Source organism: Mesobacillus stamsii, from assembly GCF_030814065.1.
GTDB lineage: Bacteria > Bacillota > Bacilli > Bacillales > Cytobacillaceae > Mesobacillus > Mesobacillus stamsii.
Genome location: NZ_JAUSUN010000042.1, coordinates 1 through 18,883, shown reverse-complemented (window position 1 = coordinate 18,883; position 18,883 = coordinate 1). Strand labels below are relative to the sequence as shown.

The 18,883-nt window shown below is 39.8% G+C and carries 18 protein-coding genes; 12 read left to right on the top strand and 6 right to left on the bottom strand.

The features are described from left to right. Nucleotides 1–106: 106 nt before the first annotated feature. Nucleotides 107–685: a Uma2 family endonuclease gene (locus tag J2S25_RS18875; protein WP_307192611.1), complete on the bottom strand. Its 579-nt coding sequence runs from the start codon at nucleotides 683–685 to the stop codon at nucleotides 107–109. 343 nt (nucleotides 686–1,028) lie between these two features. On the opposite strand from J2S25_RS18875, the gene J2S25_RS18870 reads away from it, so the two are divergent. From J2S25_RS18870 to J2S25_RS18860, 3 genes are all read left to right on the top strand, one after another. Further along, nucleotides 1,029–1,265 carry a nucleotidyltransferase family protein gene (locus J2S25_RS18870; RefSeq protein ID WP_084221692.1) on the top strand — a complete coding sequence of 79 codons (237 nt, stop codon included), beginning with the start codon at nucleotides 1,029–1,031 and terminating at the stop codon, nucleotides 1,263–1,265. Nucleotides 1,266–1,331: 66 nt separating this feature from the next. Then, nucleotides 1,332–2,003, top strand: a complete 672-nt coding sequence (locus tag J2S25_RS18865) for an HAD family hydrolase (RefSeq protein WP_044390833.1) — start codon at nucleotides 1,332–1,334, stop codon at nucleotides 2,001–2,003. 515 nt (nucleotides 2,004–2,518) lie between these two features. Further along, complete coding sequence (locus J2S25_RS18860) at nucleotides 2,519–3,079, top strand: GNAT family N-acetyltransferase (RefSeq protein ID WP_044390835.1); 561 nt, start codon at nucleotides 2,519–2,521, stop codon at nucleotides 3,077–3,079. Between the two features lie 772 nt (nucleotides 3,080–3,851). Here the strand turns inward: J2S25_RS18860 and J2S25_RS18855 are convergent. Next, a complete protein-coding gene (locus J2S25_RS18855) occupies nucleotides 3,852–4,838 on the bottom strand; it encodes an aldo/keto reductase (protein WP_044390838.1) in 987 nt (328 codons plus the stop codon). Nucleotides 4,839–4,843: 5 nt separating this feature from the next. Beyond that, the gene (locus J2S25_RS18850; RefSeq protein ID WP_044390840.1) at nucleotides 4,844–5,632 is read right to left on the bottom strand and encodes an SDR family NAD(P)-dependent oxidoreductase; all 789 of its coding nucleotides are present in this window, start codon (nucleotides 5,630–5,632) and stop codon (nucleotides 4,844–4,846) included. Between the two features lie 382 nt (nucleotides 5,633–6,014). Here J2S25_RS18850 and J2S25_RS18845 point away from each other — a divergent pair, with 382 nt between their 5' ends. The 8 genes from J2S25_RS18845 (at nucleotide 6,015) to J2S25_RS18810 (ending at nucleotide 14,855) form a co-directional block, all read left to right on the top strand. Beyond that, nucleotides 6,015–6,668, top strand: coding sequence for a TetR/AcrR family transcriptional regulator (locus J2S25_RS18845; RefSeq protein ID WP_044390842.1), 654 nt, complete (start codon nucleotides 6,015–6,017; stop codon nucleotides 6,666–6,668). An 83-nt stretch (nucleotides 6,669–6,751) separates the two neighbouring features. Beyond that, nucleotides 6,752–7,894, top strand: coding sequence for an acyl-CoA dehydrogenase (locus J2S25_RS18840; protein ID WP_044390844.1), 1,143 nt, complete (start codon nucleotides 6,752–6,754; stop codon nucleotides 7,892–7,894). 36 nt (nucleotides 7,895–7,930) lie between these two features. Further along, the gene (locus tag J2S25_RS18835) at nucleotides 7,931–9,898 is read left to right on the top strand and encodes an acetate--CoA ligase (protein ID WP_044390846.1); all 1,968 of its coding nucleotides are present in this window, start codon (nucleotides 7,931–7,933) and stop codon (nucleotides 9,896–9,898) included. Between the two features lie 69 nt (nucleotides 9,899–9,967). Continuing rightward, nucleotides 9,968–11,326 (top strand): acetyl-CoA carboxylase biotin carboxylase subunit, encoded by a 1,359-nt coding sequence (locus tag J2S25_RS18830; protein ID WP_044390976.1) that lies wholly within the window; start codon nucleotides 9,968–9,970, stop codon nucleotides 11,324–11,326. Nucleotides 11,327–11,340: 14 nt separating this feature from the next. After that, a complete protein-coding gene (locus tag J2S25_RS18825; RefSeq protein ID WP_044390847.1) occupies nucleotides 11,341–11,553 on the top strand; it encodes an acetyl-CoA carboxylase biotin carboxyl carrier protein subunit in 213 nt (70 codons plus the stop codon). 11 nt (nucleotides 11,554–11,564) lie between these two features. After that, nucleotides 11,565–12,485, top strand: a complete 921-nt coding sequence (locus tag J2S25_RS18820) for a hydroxymethylglutaryl-CoA lyase (protein WP_439117509.1) — start codon at nucleotides 11,565–11,567, stop codon at nucleotides 12,483–12,485. Beyond that, nucleotides 12,478–13,272 (top strand): enoyl-CoA hydratase, encoded by a 795-nt coding sequence (locus J2S25_RS18815; RefSeq protein ID WP_084221685.1) that lies wholly within the window; start codon nucleotides 12,478–12,480, stop codon nucleotides 13,270–13,272. The genes J2S25_RS18820 and J2S25_RS18815 overlap by 8 nt, the downstream gene beginning before the upstream one ends. 44 nt (nucleotides 13,273–13,316) lie before the next feature. Continuing rightward, a complete protein-coding gene (locus J2S25_RS18810; RefSeq protein ID WP_307192609.1) occupies nucleotides 13,317–14,855 on the top strand; it encodes an acyl-CoA carboxylase subunit beta in 1,539 nt (512 codons plus the stop codon). Between the two features lie 299 nt (nucleotides 14,856–15,154). On the opposite strand, the gene J2S25_RS18805 is transcribed toward J2S25_RS18810, so the two are convergent. Genes J2S25_RS18805 through J2S25_RS18795 form a run of 3 tightly spaced genes read right to left on the bottom strand, consistent with a single transcriptional unit; the run spans nucleotide 15,155 to nucleotide 17,978 of the window. Further along, the gene (locus J2S25_RS18805) at nucleotides 15,155–16,852 is read right to left on the bottom strand and encodes an ABC1 kinase family protein (protein WP_307192608.1); all 1,698 of its coding nucleotides are present in this window, start codon (nucleotides 16,850–16,852) and stop codon (nucleotides 15,155–15,157) included. 18 nt (nucleotides 16,853–16,870) lie between these two features. Next, the gene (locus J2S25_RS18800; protein WP_307192607.1) at nucleotides 16,871–17,173 is read right to left on the bottom strand and encodes a phasin family protein; all 303 of its coding nucleotides are present in this window, start codon (nucleotides 17,171–17,173) and stop codon (nucleotides 16,871–16,873) included. Nucleotides 17,174–17,195: 22 nt separating this feature from the next. Further along, a complete protein-coding gene (locus tag J2S25_RS18795) occupies nucleotides 17,196–17,978 on the bottom strand; it encodes a patatin-like phospholipase family protein (protein WP_044390856.1) in 783 nt (260 codons plus the stop codon). 591 nt (nucleotides 17,979–18,569) lie between these two features. Here J2S25_RS18795 and J2S25_RS18790 point away from each other — a divergent pair. Next, entirely contained in the window at nucleotides 18,570–18,830 is a 261-nt protein-coding gene (locus tag J2S25_RS18790; protein WP_307192606.1) for an MFS transporter, read from the top strand. Nucleotides 18,831–18,883: the final 53 nt, after the last annotated feature.

Here is an 18,883-nt window from a genome sequence, read left to right as displayed (position 1 = left end):
AAAGCCAACCAAAATTCATCTCCCACCTACTCATTGGGCTTTAGCCCTTCCCATTCCTTGAGGATGGGAGACTTCTTTCGGAAATCCGTTAAAAATAATAAGTTATCTATACAAATATTTGATTCAGATCTAATGCAAAATCGGGAAAAAGATTGACGGATACTGTATCATCTTTTATAAAGACTCCTTGAAACTTGTATTGAGCATCGTTTAAAAGATGTATTTCTACAGAATGGTTAACTGGATCAACAAGCCAGTATTCGTTTACACCCGCTTTTTCGTAAAGCTGATATTTCTTCCAACGGTCTAACTTAACAGATGAAGGTGAGAGGACTTCGATAATCATGTCCGGAGCCCCTTTACACCCCTTATCATCCAACTTTTCTTTATCGCAAACAATTGACAAATCGGGTTGAACAACGTTATTAATATCATCGTCCTGTTTGTTATCCGCTAAAAGCCGTACGTCGAAAGGCGCAAAAAAAACTTCGCATTCTCTTTCTCGCAGGAAAACTGAAAAGGCAGTAGATAATTCTCTGAGAACCTGTTGATGCCTGCGTGAAGGAGCAGGGGACATATTGAAAATTTCCCCATCTATTAACTCAAGCCTTTCGCCTTCATCCCATGTTAGGTAATCAGCATATGAATATTTCTGGTTTTCGCTCGGAATGGTCATTAATATCATTCCTTTCACCTTATACTTCACCATATTTTATCATAATCAAAAACAAAACACATCTTGCCCTCAAAATCACTTGGGGTGAATAGCTTCCAAAAACATCTTTTAGCTTTTGCCAATAGTAATGGAGTAATCCTCGTTGTCGTATCACACTCGGCGATGTGAGAGAAATGCATGGATTTGACGGAATTCTTGGCAGTGACTTCTTTCTTGCAAATGAAACGTTAGAGTGAAAGAAGGATTATTTATACAAAAGGGGGAAATAGTAAGATACTAATTTGTACGAGGGGGTGTGAAATTGATAAGGAACGATAGGGACATTATTTTACTGATACAAGAGGATAAGTGGATGATGGAAATATTAAGAATAACTAAATCATTGAATTTACCTGATTGGTGGGTATGTGCAGGTGTTGTACGATCAAAAATTTGGGATGTGCTACATGATTTTAGCGAGAGAACCCCTTTACCTGATGTAGATGTCGTTTTTTATGATCCTACAAATCTTAATGAAACATATGAAAAAGAATTAGAGAAAAAGTTGAAGTATCGTAGACTTGATATCCCATGGTCAGTGAAAATATAAAAGAAGTAACGGAAGCAATAAGGGCATTGGCGGAGGAATTAAATAAATGAAGGCTGTGTTTTCAAAATGATTAAAGCTGTTATCTTCGACTTAGATGGTACGTTGCTGAATAGAGATGCTTCTGTATTAAAATTTATAGAGAATCAATACGAAAGATTTAATGGAGGTCTTGACCATATTCCGAAAGAACTTTACATATCAAGATTTATAGAGTTGGATTGTCGGGGGTATGTCTGGAAGGATAAAGTGTATCAACAAATGGTTAATGAATTCAATATTGGTGAAATATCTTGGGAGAGGTTGCTACAGGATTATATATCAGAGTTTTATAATAGTTGTATTCCTTTTTCCAATCTAGTAAGTACGATAGAAAGTTTAAAGGAAAAATCAATCCGATTAGGGTTGATTACAAATGGAAAGGGACAGTTTCAAATGGATAATATTAGGGCCATGGAGATTGAAGATTATTTTGATACTATAGTCATTTCTGAATGGGAAGGCATTAAGAAACCTAACCCTGAAATTTTTCAAAAAGCATTAAGAGAACTTGGTGTTTCGGCTAATGAGAGTATGTATGTCGGCGACCATCCTGAAAATGATGTGATAGCTTCTATGACTATAGGGATGGTAGGGATTTGGAAAAAAGATAATCAATGGGATCAAGTGGAAGCTGATTTCATTATCGATGATTTAAAAGAGTTACTATTAATCATTGAAGAAGTGAATAAGCGCCTTTAGTTTTTCTTAGAATAAATTTTTTTAATATCAGAATTGCGGGAAAATTTTGCGTGAATCCCAATACTCTTAAACGAATCTTTTTTGTTGATAGACCAAAGGCGGAAAACGTCTCGGGGAGTTAGTGGCAAACAGCTTACCTAAGCCTTGGGCTATGTGCTAATGTGACAAGACTAGGTTTGGGTGTGTAGAGCGAAAAGTTGTCAAGAAAACCTCGTTATTTTGACAGGTTTGGGTGTGTAGAGCGGGAAGTTGTCAAGAAAGCCCTGTTATTTTGACAGGTTTTATGTTCTTATCAAAAAACCGATCCTGTGAGGGTTTAGGGTGAAATTATTTATTTGGATGGTGTAGGCTCGGTTGCTATCGGAATAGGTTTGAGCAAAGCGACAGGAGGCTCACCTGACGCCCCGCGGAAAGTGAGTGTCTGAAGTGGAAATCGATTATCAGCCAAAACCAAATTTATCAAGAACTTTCCAATTCTTTTCAATAAAAAATTAAAAAATGAAAGGTGATGTTATATGAATCCATTACTATATGATTTTCCAGAGGAATTTGAAACAGATAGATTGTTAATCCGAATACCGAGACCAGGTGATGGAAAGACAGTATATAATTCTTTAAAGACTTCTATTAACGAATTAAAACCTTGGATGCCATTTGCACAGAAGGAACAATCGGAAATGGAAGTCGAAATAAATATTAGAGAATCATATATTAAATTTTTAAAGAGGGAGGATCTACGTTTACTTGTTTTTTTAAAGGAAACAGGGCAATTTGTAGCTTCCAGTGGATTACATAGAATAGATTGGTCGATTTCAAAGTTTGAAATAGGTTACTGGATTGATACTCGTTTCAGCGGAAAAGGATATATGACAGAGGCAGTTCAAGGTATTATGGATTTTGCAATAAATGAGTTAAAGGCCCGAAGATTGGAAATACGTTGTGATTCAAAAAACATGAAGAGTCGAGCTATCCCAGAGAGAATCGGATTTACCTTGGAAGGCATTTTGAAAAATGAAGGATTGTCAGCTGAAACGAATGAATTAAGAGATACTTGTATATATGCCAAAGTAATATAAAATAATTGGTTTAATTGATATCAATGTTGAACTTGATCATTTTTATAACTAATAGAAATGATGGGTTAAGAAATGCATTTGATGCTGTGGAAAAAGATTTGTTGGAAAGGGGGATTAAACATATCCAAATCCTAAGTGTAAAAGAAACGATTATCCTAAAAGAAGTACCGCATGATAGGATAATTTAATTTCAATGTATTCACCGAGAATGAAATACTTATTTTCATTATCGGTGATGTATTTCTGGTCTACACATACATGAATGTTAAAATAATTTTTTTTAAAAATACCCTATTTTTTCAATAAAGTCTATTCTGATAGAAATAATTTGGTTTTATTATGTCATTTTTATAAGGTTTATGAAAAATATGTAGGTTTGAGTCCCTATTTTTTTCATTATGACTTTATACTTAATAATGGTGAATAAATGTCAAAACTTGATACGGAGATATCCGCGGGCAGTTCTCTGCCGAGAAGCCAGGTATCACAAACTTTGGCATCGCCAACTGAGGCTACCATGCCCGCTACTCCGTATGTTTCAAAGGTAGATCACATCACTTATGATTACAGACATTAGATCCTAACGTAGCTCTTGGTCTACTTTCACCTTGGTTTTTTATCAGCTACGTCTAACCGATTCAACATGCCTTTTTCTTATCCTGTTTCTTCGGGTTCTTATCTGTAGTGATTTCCTTCATCAAGTGATCTTTTAACTTAGAGGCTGTTTCAGCGCCCTTTTAAGCTGAGAAGTCTCTCTTGCCATTCTTGCCTCTTACAGATTTACAGATTTCATTCCTGTTTCCTCATAACGTTCCCCTGCAGCTGCGCCTTTTGGGGCAACTTCGTCTATCCGCTGCAAATCCTCGTTCGTTAATTTTATTTGCAGGGCACCAATGTTTTCCATCAAGTAGGAGACCCTTTTGGTTCCAGGGATAGGAACGATATCTTCTCCTTGGGCTAATAGCCAAGCAAGCGCCAATTGGGAGGTTGCACAGCCTTTTTCCTCAGCCATTTCCTTTATTTTTTGTACAAGATCAAGATTTTTTTGAAAATTTTCTCCTTGAAATCGAGGAGAGAATCGGCGATAATCGTCCGGTGCCAAGTCCTCAAACTTTTGGATTGCTCCCGTCAGAAACCCTCTTCCCAAAGGACTATATGGTACAAAACCCACTCCCAGTTCACGACAGGTCGGCAGGATTTCGTCCTCTACATCTCTACTCCAAAGGGAATATTCAGTTTGCAGCGCAGTAATCGGATGAACGGCATATGCTCGACGGAGGGTTTCCGGCTTTGCCTCTGACATCCCGAGGTAACGGACCTTTCCTTCCTTGACAAGATCTGCCATTGCCCCTATCGTTTCTTCAATCGGAACCCCAGGATCAACCCGATGCTGGTAATAGAGATCAATATGGTCCACACCTAAACGCTGAAGGCTGGCATCACAGGCTTTTTTTACATAATCGGGATGACCGTTGACGCCTAGGTAGGATCCGTCCTCTCCTCTGACACTTCCGAATTTTGTAGCTATTACGACTTGACTCCGCTTGCCGGCAATTGCGCGCCCTACTAATGATTCATTCTCACCAACCCCATACATATCTGCTGTATCGAGCAGCGTGATACCTTGCTCAAGTGCATGGTGGATAGTTTTGATGGATTCGTTGTCATCCCTACCGCTATAGAAGTCAGACATTCCCATACAACCTAGTCCTAGAGCAGACACTTCTAACCCGTCTTTACCTAGTTTTCTTTTATCCATTCCGATCACATCCTTTTGTTTTTAATAAACCAATTTTCAAATTCGCTTGCTACGATCCTCTCTCCCGTAATTCCATCCGATTGCCGGGAAGCTAAGAATACTACCGGCTCTGCCATAACCATCGGATCAAGCAGCTGGAACTTCATTTCGATTTCTCTGCGCGTTTTTTCAGGAATCATTCCAGTTGCAGTAGCGCCCCCCGGCAAAAGCATGTTCACATCAATATGATATTCCTTAAGGTCCTCCGCCATAATAAGTGACAAAGATTCGGTTGCTGCCCTCGATGGACCATAGGGAACAAACCCTTTTCTTTTCATAGTCTCATGATTCATTGTTATATTAATGATTTTTCCTTTTCCTTGTTCGACCATGAGGGGGGCAAATCCTCGGGAAACTAAAAAATATCCTGTCAAATTGGTATCGATAAGATCGCGAAATCGATCGGGCATAACATTAAAAAAGGGTTGCGGCTCCGTGAGAAAGTCAGGATTGACAGTTTTCATTCCAATGCCTGCATTATTAACTAGGACATCAAGCCGTCCCCATTCCTTCTTTACCCATTGTACCGCCTCGTCCACTGACTGCTCTTGGCGGACATCTAAAGGCAATCCAACAACAGAAAATCCTTGTTGCTGGAGCTTCTGAACAGCGTCCGTCAATTTGCTTCCAGCTCTTGACGCTAAAGCAACCATAGCACCAGCTTTAGCCAGACCTTCTGCCATCGCATAGCCCAAACCGCTTGACGCCCCGGTAACAACTGCATATGTTTCCTTAAGACTTATTTTCTCTAACAAGGTAACTCCTCCTTTTGATTAGAGACAAAGGGACAGTACTTCGACTCAACCCCAACCATAAATCCGTGTTCAACACTTATGGCGGGATTTTTAAAAAAGGAGCCAAGTTTACTGCATTTTACCTCCCTCATTAATGTACCATAGTTCTAACAAAACAAAAAAACTACAGCCCACTAGACTAAATCCATATGGCTCTGTAGAAGTCGCTGCCGCACATTGAGCTTAGACACAGATTGTTTTAAAAATGGTGTGTCTGTTAGGAAAAGCAAAATGAAGAGGCATTTAAATGGAAATAGTAAAGTAAGAAAATATAAAATTTTCATAATATTAATTGATTAATTGAAAATGATATGGTAGTATTTTTCTCGGAAGGGGGATGAAAGTGACGAAGAAATCGCTGAAGGAACGATTAATGGACACGGCCATAGTTTTATTTGAAAAATATGGTTATCACGGTGTTTCAGTGGATCAGATTGTTGCAGAATCTGGAAGCTCTAAAGGTGGATTTTACCACAATTTTAAATCAAAAGATGAATTACTTTATTACATCCACGATGTTTTTATCTCCTATGTTCTCGAAAAAGCAAACGAAATTCAAAATAGTAATCAATTCAATACACCTATTTCACGCTTAGGTGCCACCATTCAATCCTGGACGAAAGTATTTGATATTTATAAGCCTCATATTACAGTTTTCTATCAAGAAAGTACGTATTTGACAGGAGAATATTCAGAACGCATAAACGAAAAACGTGATGATTATCGCAAATGGATCGTAAAAATCATTGAAGAGGGTCAGGCTAGCGGCGACTTTCGAACGGAGGTACCAGCAACCATCACGGCAATGGCCATCATTGGCATGATTAACTGGACCTATAAATGGTTTAACCAAGACGGCCCGTTATCGATGGAATCTATCGCGCAAATTTTTAATGATTTGATGCTAAATTCCTTATTAACCGAACAGGGCATGCGACAGGAAGAAGCTCAAATGTTTTTACTCAAAAAACAGAATACTCCATTAACGGTTGATTGAGGTATTTCGCCAACCAAAAAGACCGACTAGTCCGTTCTAAAAAAGCTATTTCAAAAATAAACGATTACGCTGGAGGGAAAAACATGGATTTTGAATTAACGCAAGAGCAAAAAATGTTAAAAGAAATGGTGAGCGATTTTGCTGAGCGAGAGATTAAACCGTATGCCCGTGAAGTCGACGAAACCTCTAAAATGCGGTATGAAACCTTTCAAAAGTTAGGTGAGTTAGGACTGTTAGGCATTCCGTTTCCTGAAAAATACGGTGGTGGTGGTGGAGACACGCTCTCCTACATCATTGCTGTCGAAGAAATTGGGAAGGCTTGCGGTGGCACTGGGTTGAGCTATGCAGCCAACACTAGTTTAGGAGCGAGCCCAATCTATTATTTTGGAACAGAAGAGCAGAAGCAAGAATGGCTGGTACCTATGGCGAGTGGGAAAACACTGGGTGCATTTGGATTAACGGAGCCGAATGCCGGATCTGATGCAGGCGGGACAAGAACAAAAGCAGAGCTTAATGGAAATGAATGGGTTATCAATGGAGAGAAGTGCTGGATTACCAATGCTAGTTTTTCTAGAACAATAATTGTAACCGCTGTCACGGGGAAGCGAGAAAATGGAAGGAATATCGTATCAGCGATTATTGTTCCGCCTGACACACCTGGGGTAAAGATTTCTTGTAATTATGACAAGATGGGGGTACGCGGCTCGAATACATGTGAGATTATCCTTGAAAATGTCCGTGTTCCAAAAGAAAACTTGCTTGGGGATGAGAAAAAGGGCTTCAGTCAATTTTTATACACTTTAGACGGAGGAAGAATTTCCATTGCCGCCTTATCTGTTGGAATTGCACAGGCAGCTTACGAAAAAGCCCTTCAGTATTCTAAAGAACGCGTCCAGTTTGGTCAAAGTATTTCTAAGTTTCAAGCGATTCAATTTAAATTAGCCGATATGGCGATGGAACTTGAGTTAGCTAGAAACCAAGTTTACAAGGCAGCTTGGTTAAAAGACAGCGGAAAACCATTTGGAAAAGAAGCGGCAATTGCCAAACTATTCGCATCGGAAGCTGGGTTCCGCGTGTGTAACCAAGCGATTCAAATTCATGGAGGTTCCGGTTATATGAAAGAATACGATGTAGAAAGACATTTGCGTGATATTAAATTGATGGAAATTGGGGAAGGAACATCTGAGATCCAACGAATAGTAATTGCGAAACATCTCGGTTGTTAAATAACTAAAAAATATAAGGATAAAGGAGCATTCAAAATGGATTTAACTGGAATTTTGCAAGTTGTTTCAAATAGTAAACTAGTATACCCAAATGAAGAAAAAGTACGTTCCACCTCCATTGGAAGCACAGAAGCTTTTCAAGAACTCCTTCGTCAATCACAAGAAGATCCTGGAGCCTTTTGGGATAACGCAGCACGTGAACTGGAATGGTATGAACCTTGGAAGGAAACCATTAGTGGGCAGCTCCCTGATTTTCGCTTTTTTGTAGACGGGATTAGTAACCCCTCCATCAATTTACTTGACCGACATGTAAATAGTGGTGCAGGTAACCGCACGGCGCTTATTTGGGAAGGAGAAAACGGCGATACGAAGTTTTACACGTATAATATGCTTCTTGCTGAAGTAAATCGATTCTCGAATGTCCTTCGATCATTTGGTGTGAAAAAAGGTGATTGTGTAGCTATTTTTCTTCCAAATCTGGCCGAAGCAATTATTGCCGTATTAGCTTGTTTTCGTGTTGGTGCGATCTACAACTCCATTTTCTCAGGGTATTCGGAAAAATCATTGACAGATCGACTCATCAATTTTGAGCCTAAAGTAGTGGTAACTGCAGATGCAACAGAACGGCGCGGTAAAGTGATCCATTTAAAAGAAAAGGTGGATGCTGTTGTACCTACAGTACCATCAGTTGAAGCAGTAATTGTTGTTAATCGTTTGAGTACAGAGGTTCAAATGCAAGAAGGTCGAGATTACTGGTGGCACGAACTTACAAAAAAGGCAAGCATCGTTTGTGAACCTGAAAAATTAGAAGCTAATGAAAGCGGGATTGTATTTTATACAAGTGGTACGACAGGAAAACCTAAAGGTGTGGTCCATTCTGGAATGGCTTTTGTCATTCAAAATTATATATATGCAAAATATCATTTGGATCACCACGATGATGATGTTTTCTGGTGTACTGCTGATATCGGGTGGTTGACGATGCATATTTGGGGAATTACCGGTGCTTTAGCGAATGGGGTAACAACTGTTGTCTATGAGGGGGCAGTTGATTATCCAAATAAGACTCGTTTTTATCAAATAATAGAAAAATACCGGGTGAATAAGTTATTTACCGCCCCAACCGCACTCCGAATGTTAAAAAGCATCGGAGAAAAACCATTAGAGGAATTTGATTTATCTTGTCTTGATGTCATTGCTCTTGTGGGTGAACCTTTTGATACAGAAACATGGCATTGGACATATGAAGTGTTAGGAAAGAAAAAGGTATATATCAATAATACTTGGGGTCAAACCGAAACAGCAGGATCCCCTATCGCAGGAGCAGCCTGGCTGACGCCTATGAAACCAGGTTCATCAGGTATTCCATTTTTAGGCGCAGTGTTTGATGTTGTTGATAACGAAGGAAATCCAGTTAAACCTGGTCAATTAGGAAACTTAGTGATGAAAAAACCTTTTCCCATGCTGTGCCGTACCCTTTGGAAAGAACCAGAGCGATATTATGCCTCTTATTTTAGCCAAGTGAAGGGAAGTTATTATGCCAGCGATCTTGCCTTAATCGATGATGATGGTTATTTATGGGTAGTTGGTCGTTCTGATGATGCAATGAATGTGGCGGGACATCGGTTAAGCACGATGGAAATGGAAAGTGCTGTACTCGAATGTGAGGGTGTTTCTGAATGTGCTATCATCGGGATTCCTGATGAAATAAAAGGGGAAGTTCCTTTAGTATTTGTCCGTCTGGTTGATGGTTTTGAAGGTACGAAAGAATTAGAAAAACGGATAAATGACAATATTATAAAACAAATTGGTAAGATTGCCAGTCCAAAAACGATTATTTTTACCGATGTCTTACCGAAAACAGTCAGCGGAAAAATTATGCGCCGGTTATTAAAAGAAATCATTGTATCAGGAACAGTAGCTGGTGATATTACAGGACTGGAAGATCCGACAACCGTTGCCCAAATACAAAAGAAGATTGCTGAACGAAAATCTGTAAAATAAGAGTCATAGTAGCGAAAAGTTGCATAACGAATCAACATGCTTATATAAAGAGAAGAAAGGATGGAAAGCATGTTCAAAAAGGTTTTAATTGCAAATCGTGGTGAAATCGCTTTAAGAGTAATCCGCACTTGCAAAAAATTAGGGATTGAAGCAGTTGCAGTTTATTCGGAAGCCGATGCAAACTCCCTTTTTGTGCGGGAAGCGACTGAAGCCTATTGTATCGGAAAGCCTCCTGTAAACCAAAGCTATTTGAATGCTGATGAAATCATTCGTGTAGCACAAGAAAGTGGTGCAGAAGCGATTCACCCTGGCTATGGACTTTTATCGGAAAATGCTGAGTTTGCTAGAAAATGCAGCGAAAAAGGACTTGTATTCATTGGTCCTTCTCCAGAAATCATTGCCATGATGGGAAGCAAAATCGAAGCACGCAAAACAATGAAGGAAGCCGGTGTTCCGATTATTGAAGGGCTCAATACATCGCTTGAAAGTGAAAATGAAGCCGTTATGGCTGCAGAAAAAATTGGTTACCCGCTTATGTTGAAAGCATCCGCAGGTGGAGGCGGCATCGGTATGCAGTTAGTTCACTCCGAGCAAGAACTATTTAAGGCGTTTGCAGGCAATAAAAAACGTGCAGAGTCTTTCTTTGGAGATGGAGCGATGTTCCTTGAAAAATACATTCAAGAGCCACATCATATAGAGGTGCAAATTTTAGCTGATTCACATGGGAATGTTGTGCCGCTTTGGGAACGGGAGTGTTCCATACAGCGTCGAAATCAAAAAGTTGTCGAAGAAGCTCCATCGCCATTTATTAATGAAGAAACACGAAAAAATATGCTCGATGCTGCGGTGAAAGCTGCTCAATATATAGGCTATTCCAACGCAGGGACGATTGAATTTTTAGTCGATCGTCAGCAGAATTTTTATTTTCTGGAGATGAATACTAGATTACAAGTTGAACATCCGGTAACCGAAGAGATTACGGGACTTGACCTAGTTGAAGAACAATTGAAAGTAGCAGCAGGGCAACGACTTTCTTTTAAAAGAGAGGATATTCAGCGAAAAGGACACGCAATTGAAGTACGGATTTATGCCGAAGATCCAAAAACCTTTTATCCATCACCAGGAAAAATAACGGAATTTCAATTGCCGCATGGGGAAGGTATTCGCAATGAATGCTCCATTGAAGCCGGTTCACAAGTGACGCCGTTTTACGACCCAATGATAGGCAAGTTAATCGCTTGGGGAACAACGCGTTCAGAGGCTTGTGCCAGAATAAAATCAGCGTTAGAAAACTATAAAATAGAGGGAATTAAAACGAATATTCCAATGCTTATCAAAACAGTAAGTCATGAGCAATTCTTATCAGGATATACGACAACTCAATTTGTAAACGAATATTACTTACCTCAATTATCATCAACAAAGTAAAGGAGAGAAAGAAAATGGCAAAAATTGCAGCAGGTATGGCTGGGAGTGTATGGAAGGTACTAGTAAAGGAAGGGGATCCAGTAAAAGCTGGTCAGGATGTAGTCATCCTTGAATCTATGAAAATGGAAATCCCTATTGCGGTCGATGTGGATGGAACGGTGACGAAAGTAAATGTGCAAGAGGGGGATTTTGTCAATGACAGCGATGCGGTCATCGAAATAGAGTAGGAGGTAAAGTGTTGAAGTTACCAAAAAAGGTCACAGTAAAAGAGGTTGGCCCAAGAGACGGACTTCAAAATGAAAAGGAACGAGTAGCAACGGAAGATAAAATTGCTTGGATTGATTCCCTTTCAGAAACAGGCGTTTCGTATATTGAAGTCAGCTCATTTGTCCATCCAAAGTGGATCCCGCAGTTAGCGGATGCAGCGGAAGTTTTAAAGGCGATTAAAAGGAAGAAGGGTGTCACTTATGCTGCCCTTGTTCCAAATATAAGGGGTTTGGATCGAGCGCTGGAAGTAGATGTAGATGAAGTGAGTATTTTTATGTCGGCAAGTGAAGGGCATAATCGCAGTAATATTAATAAATCGATTGAAGAAACGTATCCCATCCTCGGAGAAGTTGTAAAAGAAGCCAAACAAGCTGGGAAAAGAGTAAGGGGATATGTATCGACAGTAATTGCTTGCCCTTATGATGGGCCAGTCTCTCCATCGCAAGTAAGAACAGTGGCTGATCAATTGTTTTCAATGGGAATTGATGAATTATCGTTAGGTGAAACGATTGGGGTTGCTGTTCCGACTCAAGTGGAACAACTGCTTGACGAACTGCTGCTACATTTTGATTCGGAAAAGCTGGCAATGCATTTCCATGATACACGAGGAACAGCCTTAGCCAATATTGTGAAATCGCTTGAAATGGGCATTACCATTTTTGATAGCTCATTAGGAGGATTAGGGGGTTGTCCGTATGCAAAGGGTGCCTCGGGAAATGTGGCAACCGATGATTTGGTCTATATGCTTCACGAATTAGGAATTGAAACTGGAATTGATTTTCAGTCCTTAATGAAGTCGGGCCAACTGATAGAGACAGCGCTTGGAAAGCAGTTGAAAAGCCGACAAATGGATATTTTGCGAGCAGAAGGAAGGGGCGAATATCTTGAATGAACCAGTCCGCCAAACCGTCCAAATAGAAAAACGGAATGATGGGATTGCGATTGTCACATTGAATCGGCCTGAAGCAGCAAATGCCTTTTCTAAACAAATGCTGTATGACCTCCATGATGCGGTTTATCACATTAAAAATGACGCGAACGTTAGAGTTGTGATTCTAACAGGTTCTGGAGAAAAAGCTTTTTGTGCAGGTGCAGATTTAAAAGAGCGTAAAGGGATGTCAGATTCCGAAGTAAAACAAACGGTCCGCTTAATTGGTGGCACTATTAAAGAGATTGAAGACTTGCCTCAGCCGGTCATTGCCGCTATAAATGGCGTCGCCTTTGGCGGGGGTCTCGAGCTAGCCCTAGCATGTGATTTGCGAATCGGTGCAATCGAGGCAATGCTCGGTCTTACTGAGACTTCGCTTGCGATTATTCCTGGAGCTGGGGGAACACAGCGGCTACCACGTTTAATTGGTCTAGGGAAAGCGAAAGAACTGATTTTCACTGCTAAACGATTAACAGCGGAGGAAGCAGCTACCATCGGTCTGTTTGAATACACTGTTCCTCGCTCAGATTTATTAGAAAAAGCATTCGAACTTGCTGAATCAATGTTGAAAAATGGCCCGCTCGCCTTAATTCAGGCAAAGATCGCTATGAATAGAGGGGTTGAAGTGGACTTAGCGACGGGGCTTAAAATGGAAGAATTGGCTTATGATGCACTCATTCCAACGGCGGATCGCTTAGAGGGATTGAACGCTTTTGCTGAAAAACGTTCTCCACAGTATAAAGGACAATAAATGGATCTGAAGGGTGTCTGAGCTGGAAAAAAGGAGGGGCTGCAATGAACGAGACAAATATAAAATCGGATTACCAAATAAAACAAGAAGAAGTAATTAAGGGTGGTCAAGAAAAATATCATCAAAAAAACTTAGAACAAGGGAAGCTTTTCGTTCGTGACCGTCTGAATTTATTACTTGACGATGGCCTTCAGGCAGAGGACGGAATGTTTGCGAATGTTCTTGCCGGAGATCTTCCGGCAGATGGAGTAGTAACGGGAATTGGCAAAATTCATGGCCGAACTGTCTGCGTGATGGCCAATGATTCAACTGTTAAAGCTGGATCTTGGGGAAAGCGCACGGTGGAGAAAATCATTCGGATTCAGGAAACCGCTGAAAAAATGCGTTGTCCGATGTTTTACCTCGTTGATTCTGCGGGTGCGAGGATTACGGACCAATTAGAAATGTTCCCAGGCCGTAGAGGGGCTGGTCGGATTTTCTATAACCAAGTAAAAATGTCAGGCAAAGTTCCGCAAGTTTGTTTATTATTTGGTCCATCTGCCGCGGGTGGTGCGTATATTCCTGCTTTTTGCGACATCGTTGTGATGGTCGAAGGGAACGCCTCCATGTATTTAGGGTCACCACGAATGGCGGAAATGGTCATTGGCGAAAAAGTGACCCTTGAACAAATGGGTGGCGCGAAAATGCATTGTTCTGTTTCTGGCTGTGGAGATGTATTGGCCAAAACAGAAGAAGAAGCCATCACTTATGCTCGCAACTATTTAACGTATTTTCCGAACAATTTTACGGAAAAGCCTGTTAAAGCAGAAGCAAAGGCACCAGCTTCTTTTGAAAAATCAATGGAAGATATTATTCCAAAGAACCAAAATGCGCCTTTCGATATGTATCAATTAATTGAGAGAGTAGTTGATGAAGATTCTATTTGTGAAATTAAGAAGCTATTTGCCCCAGAGCTGATTACCACACTAGCACGTCTTAATGGGCAGCCGATCGGAATTATCGCGAATCAACCACGTGTAAAAGGGGGGGTTTTATTCCATGATAGTGCCGACAAAGCCGCCAAGTTTATCAACCTTTGTGATGCTTTCCATATTCCATTATTATTTTTAGCGGATGTTCCTGGCTTCATGATTGGGACAAATGTTGAAAAAGCTGGAATCATTCGGCATGGGGCAAAAATGATTTTTGCCATGAGCGAAGCAACTGTGCCAAAAATGACGGTGATCGTTCGAAAGGCATATGGGGCAGGTTTGTATGCGATGGCCGGCCCTGCATTTGAGCCAGATTGTTGTATTGCTCTTCCGACTGCAGCAATTGCTGTGATGGGTCCAGAAGCTGCGGTAAATGCAGTTTATGCCAATAAAATTGCTGCGCTGCCAGAAGCAGAGCGTGCAGCCTTCATAGCGGAAAAACGGGAGGAATTTCGTGAAGATATCGATATTTATCGACTTGCTTCTGAATTAATCATCGATGACATCGTCGAGCCAAATCGTCTGCGCGCAGAATTAGCTGCTCGTTTAGATGTTTATATGTCTAAGTATCTTGTATTTACTGAACGGAAACATGGGGTATATCCTGTTTAATCAAAAGTGGATAGCATTTCAACATAAAAGTTTTTAATAGTTTAAAAGGACTTTCCTTCGGTAGGAAGGTCCTTTTTCGTAATATCAGAATTTATATGTTGACCCTTTTTTGTGAAGCCGCAGTTTAGCTTTAGAAAAAGCAATGAGCCGTATTGGTGACCAAAAAAACAGGAAATCGGGAAAAGAGGTCACCAATAAGCCGTATCGGTGCTAAAAATGCCTCTGAACTGGCAAGCACCAATGAGTGCTATAAAAAATGCCCTTTCACACGCCAACACTTGCCTCTTGCTGGAAATAAATCAGAATTTCCCTGATTTGAATATGGAATATAGCAGCCAAAGAAACATCAATAGGGCTACTCCAAATCCAATTTCAATAGCCGGTATGTTCCAGAGAAGGAGCGATTGCCTACTTAATGCAGAGCCAATAATTAGTCCAACCATAATAATACTAAAAGCAAGTAAGACAATGCTAAAAGATAATCGATTGCTAATACGATCTAATTTGGTTAAAAACAGATCAAGTTCGGGAATTGTAATTTCCATGCGCATTTTCCCTTTTTTTAGTACGGTTGTATATTGTTGGATCGATTTTGGCAATTCCGTAAGTATTTCCGCATATTCAAACATATGGTTTAAAACTTTTCCGGCTACCTTTCTTGGGTGATAACGTTCTTTTAGCAGCTGTCGGCCAAAAGGTTCAGCCATTTTTATGATACTAAGTTCGGGATCTAACTGTTCGACTGTCCCTTCGATGGTAAGAAGTGTTTTTCCTAATAAGATTAGATCTGCTGGAATCTGAATATGGTGTTGGTAGGCTATCGAAAAAAGATCATTTACCGCCTCACCAAGACTGACCTGACTTAAAGGGACATCGTAATATTTCTCCTTTAGCTGATCTACATCCGATCTTAATCGCTGCATATTGACATCATCAGGCACCAATCCCATTCGGGTAATCGCTTTAATCACTCCGTCTGTGTTTTGACGCATCATCGAAATGACCAAAGAAGCAAAGTGAGATTTTAGTTCCGTAGTAAGGCGTCCAACCATACCAAAATCCATAAAAACGATGACTTCTCCTGGTAATGCTATGATATTCCCTGGGTGGGGATCTCCATGAAAAAAGCCTTCGATCAAAATTTGATGGAAAATAGCATGAACTAACCGTTCAGCCAAGATTTTATGGTTATATTCTTCATCTTCATTTTTTTGTATTTCATTCAATTTTTTTCCTTCAATGTATTCCATTGTCAGCACTTTTGGCGTTGAATACTTCCAATATACTTTAGGGATACGGATTTTCGGATCGTTTTCAAATTGTTTATCGATCTTTTCCGCATTTCGTCCTTCAATGGTATAATTCAGCTCAGCTCGAAGAGACATGGAAAATTCTTCAACCATATCCCGTAGCTGATATTGAGCCGCCCATTTCAACCGTAGTTCAGCTAGCAACGCTAACTCTTGAAGGATTTCTAAATCGGTTTCAATAATTTTTTTGATATTAGGACGTTGGATCTTTACAGCGACTCGCTCCCCAGAATTCAAAACCGCGAAATGGACTTGTCCAATAGAAGCAGCCGCAAGGGGGGACTCGTGAAATTCTTCAAATACAGAGTCAATCGCCACACCTAATTCTTGTTCGATAATGGTTTTTACCTCTTGAAATGAAAAGGGAGGTACACGATCTTGGAGTTTTTCCAGCTCATGAATGATGTCAGCAGGAATTAAATCCGGACGTGTACTCGCAATCTGTCCTATTTTAACAAAAGTTGGCCCCAATTCCTCTAAGAACAATCGAATTCGTTCACCCAACGTTTTTGAATGAATCTCTGGATAGTCTTCGACAAATAATCGTTTAGGCAAGGAAAGAAGTTCAAGAAGTCCTAATTCCTTGATCAAAAAACCGAATCCATTGCGGGAAAATGCCGCTACGATATCTCGATAGCGCTGAAAATGTCGAATTCTTTTTTCAAAAATAGGAGACACTCCTTCCATAACAACTAGGTTTTTATTTCAATCCGGTTTATTTTCTCGATTTTCTAATTGATCCAACCGTTGTTCCAATCGCTTAATATCATCTTTGGAAGCTAGATTTAATTCACCAAACAATTCTTTGATTCTTTTGCTTACCATTTGATCCAACTCTTTTTGCGTTTCATTTCCTTTTTGTACTAATTGGTCAACTAATTCTTTTGACTCCTCACGGCTCAATTCCCCTTTTTTCACCAACTCATCTACCATTTTTTTAGCCTGCTCTTTACTCGCCACTACAAGTCCTAATCCTAATGCCATTCCTTTTTTGATCATGTTTTTCATTATAGTGATCCTCCTCATAAGATTAGTGTTTTTCTTTATTGATTAACGAAATCACGTCCATCATTTTATGTTCCGCATCCCGTTCGCCAGCTTCTATGCATTCTTTAATTTTTGTAATATCGAATGCTTGAAAATTGCCTACTTGGGGACGAAAGACTACATCTGCAAAACGAAGATTTTCCCGTCTCATTTCAACCATCATTAGGGATAAGGAACGGTTTATTACATCAAACATATTACGTGGTTCTCGCTCTTCGTGTTCCCTTTCCACATCTACAGCCATTACAATATCCACACCTTCATTTCGGGCTATATCTGCTGGCAAATTATTCAAAATACCTCCATCCACCAATACCTTGCCATCATAATTGACAGGAGCAAAGAACCCAGGCACGGAAGTTGTTGCCCGAATGGCTAAACTCAAACTACCTTGATCAAAAATAAATACCTTCCCCTTTTTTAAATCTACGGCTACTGCTCGGAATGGAATAGGAAGCTCTTCTATTCTGATATCTTCTCCTTTTTGTTCCAGAAATTGAAGCAACAACGCATATACTTTATTCCCTGCAATAAGTCCTCGTTTTCCAATCCCTATATCAACAATACGGTAAGATGGGGTCGAAAGAACAAAATCCTCAATTTCTTCGATATCAAAGCCAGCGGCAACTAACCCACCAATAGCCCCTCCCATACTAGTTCCTGCAATAAAATCAATGGGAATTTGATGTTTTTTTAAAACTTTTAATACACCAATATGGGCAAGACCTCGCACGGCACCTCCACCTAAAGCTAAACCCACTTTCATTATTTTTTTCCTCCTAATTAATGATCGTAGGAAGAACACAGATCGATCTTCTACAAAAAAGGTAACCGAAATTTTCCTTGTGGGTGCTTTCCTCCCTTAAATAACTTAGGTTCTCTTTTCATTTGGGTTTTCATACTACTATAACCTGCCATTTTTTAGTCATACCAGAACACAAAAAACCATAAGAGACCAAAAAAGTGGTCAATGCGAACGATAAAACACTTCATTTAGTGAAATTATTCACAAAAGATTGTTTTTAGCACTATACTGGTTTGCTCTAATAACTGAAAAGTTTAACTATATGATAACATATTTTTAAGAACAGCCAATGGAGATTGAGTCATGTTTTTTTGACAGTCTGCTATTTTGGTTTATCATATAAGGAAGGGATACCCCTTCTAGATGTTATTATTCTTCATACATTTTCATAGTACCAAAAAATGAGTTGTTTTTTCATTTTTCAAAGGTTGTCAAGTAAGATAATGGGTAGCCTTTAAAAATTTTTAAATGGACGGGTCCAGGAGTTCAACAAGAATTTTAGGGAAAGCCCTCTATTAGCAAATAGGGACTTGTGATGGGAGTTGTGCAACTTTGAAAAAACATATGTTGTTAATTACCACTGTGGCTTTTGGAGTCTTGTTAAATCCTTTAAATTCTTCTATGATCGCCGTAGGACTCTCTAGAATTCAACAAGATTTTCAACTTTCTTATTCCGATGCATCTTGGCTCATTTCTACATACTATTTATCAAGTGCAGTTGCGCAACCAGTAATGGGAAAATTAAGTGATCTATTTGGGAAAAAGCGCTTGTTTATCGTTTTCCGACAGAAGACTCCCACCTCAATCGTGTGAAGGGCGAAGCCCAACGATAGGTGGGAGATGAATGTCGGTTAGGCGATAGCCTA

Excerpts from the sequence above, each read along its gene's own strand:
- J2S25_RS18875 (WP_307192611.1), bottom strand. The coding sequence starts at position 685 with ATGATATTAATGACCATTCCGAGCGAAAACCAGAAATATTCATATGCT.
- J2S25_RS18870 (WP_084221692.1), top strand. The coding sequence starts at position 1,029 with ATGATGGAAATATTAAGAATAACTAAATCATTGAATTTACCTGATTGG.
- J2S25_RS18865 (WP_044390833.1), top strand. The coding sequence starts at position 1,332 with ATGATTAAAGCTGTTATCTTCGACTTAGATGGTACGTTGCTGAATAGA.
- J2S25_RS18860 (WP_044390835.1), top strand. The coding sequence starts at position 2,519 with ATGAATCCATTACTATATGATTTTCCAGAGGAATTTGAAACAGATAGA.
- J2S25_RS18855 (WP_044390838.1), bottom strand. The coding sequence starts at position 4,838 with ATGGATAAAAGAAAACTAGGTAAAGACGGGTTAGAAGTGTCTGCTCTA.
- J2S25_RS18840 (WP_044390844.1), top strand. The coding sequence starts at position 6,752 with ATGGATTTTGAATTAACGCAAGAGCAAAAAATGTTAAAAGAAATGGTG.
- J2S25_RS18835 (WP_044390846.1), top strand. The coding sequence starts at position 7,931 with ATGGATTTAACTGGAATTTTGCAAGTTGTTTCAAATAGTAAACTAGTA.
- J2S25_RS18830 (WP_044390976.1), top strand. The coding sequence starts at position 9,968 with ATGTTCAAAAAGGTTTTAATTGCAAATCGTGGTGAAATCGCTTTAAGA.
- J2S25_RS18825 (WP_044390847.1), top strand. The coding sequence starts at position 11,341 with ATGGCAAAAATTGCAGCAGGTATGGCTGGGAGTGTATGGAAGGTACTA.
- J2S25_RS18810 (WP_307192609.1), top strand. The coding sequence starts at position 13,317 with ATGAACGAGACAAATATAAAATCGGATTACCAAATAAAACAAGAAGAA.
- J2S25_RS18805 (WP_307192608.1), bottom strand. The coding sequence starts at position 16,852 with ATGGAAGGAGTGTCTCCTATTTTTGAAAAAAGAATTCGACATTTTCAG.
- J2S25_RS18800 (WP_307192607.1), bottom strand. The coding sequence starts at position 17,173 with ATGAAAAACATGATCAAAAAAGGAATGGCATTAGGATTAGGACTTGTA.
- J2S25_RS18795 (WP_044390856.1), bottom strand. The coding sequence starts at position 17,978 with ATGAAAGTGGGTTTAGCTTTAGGTGGAGGTGCCGTGCGAGGTCTTGCC.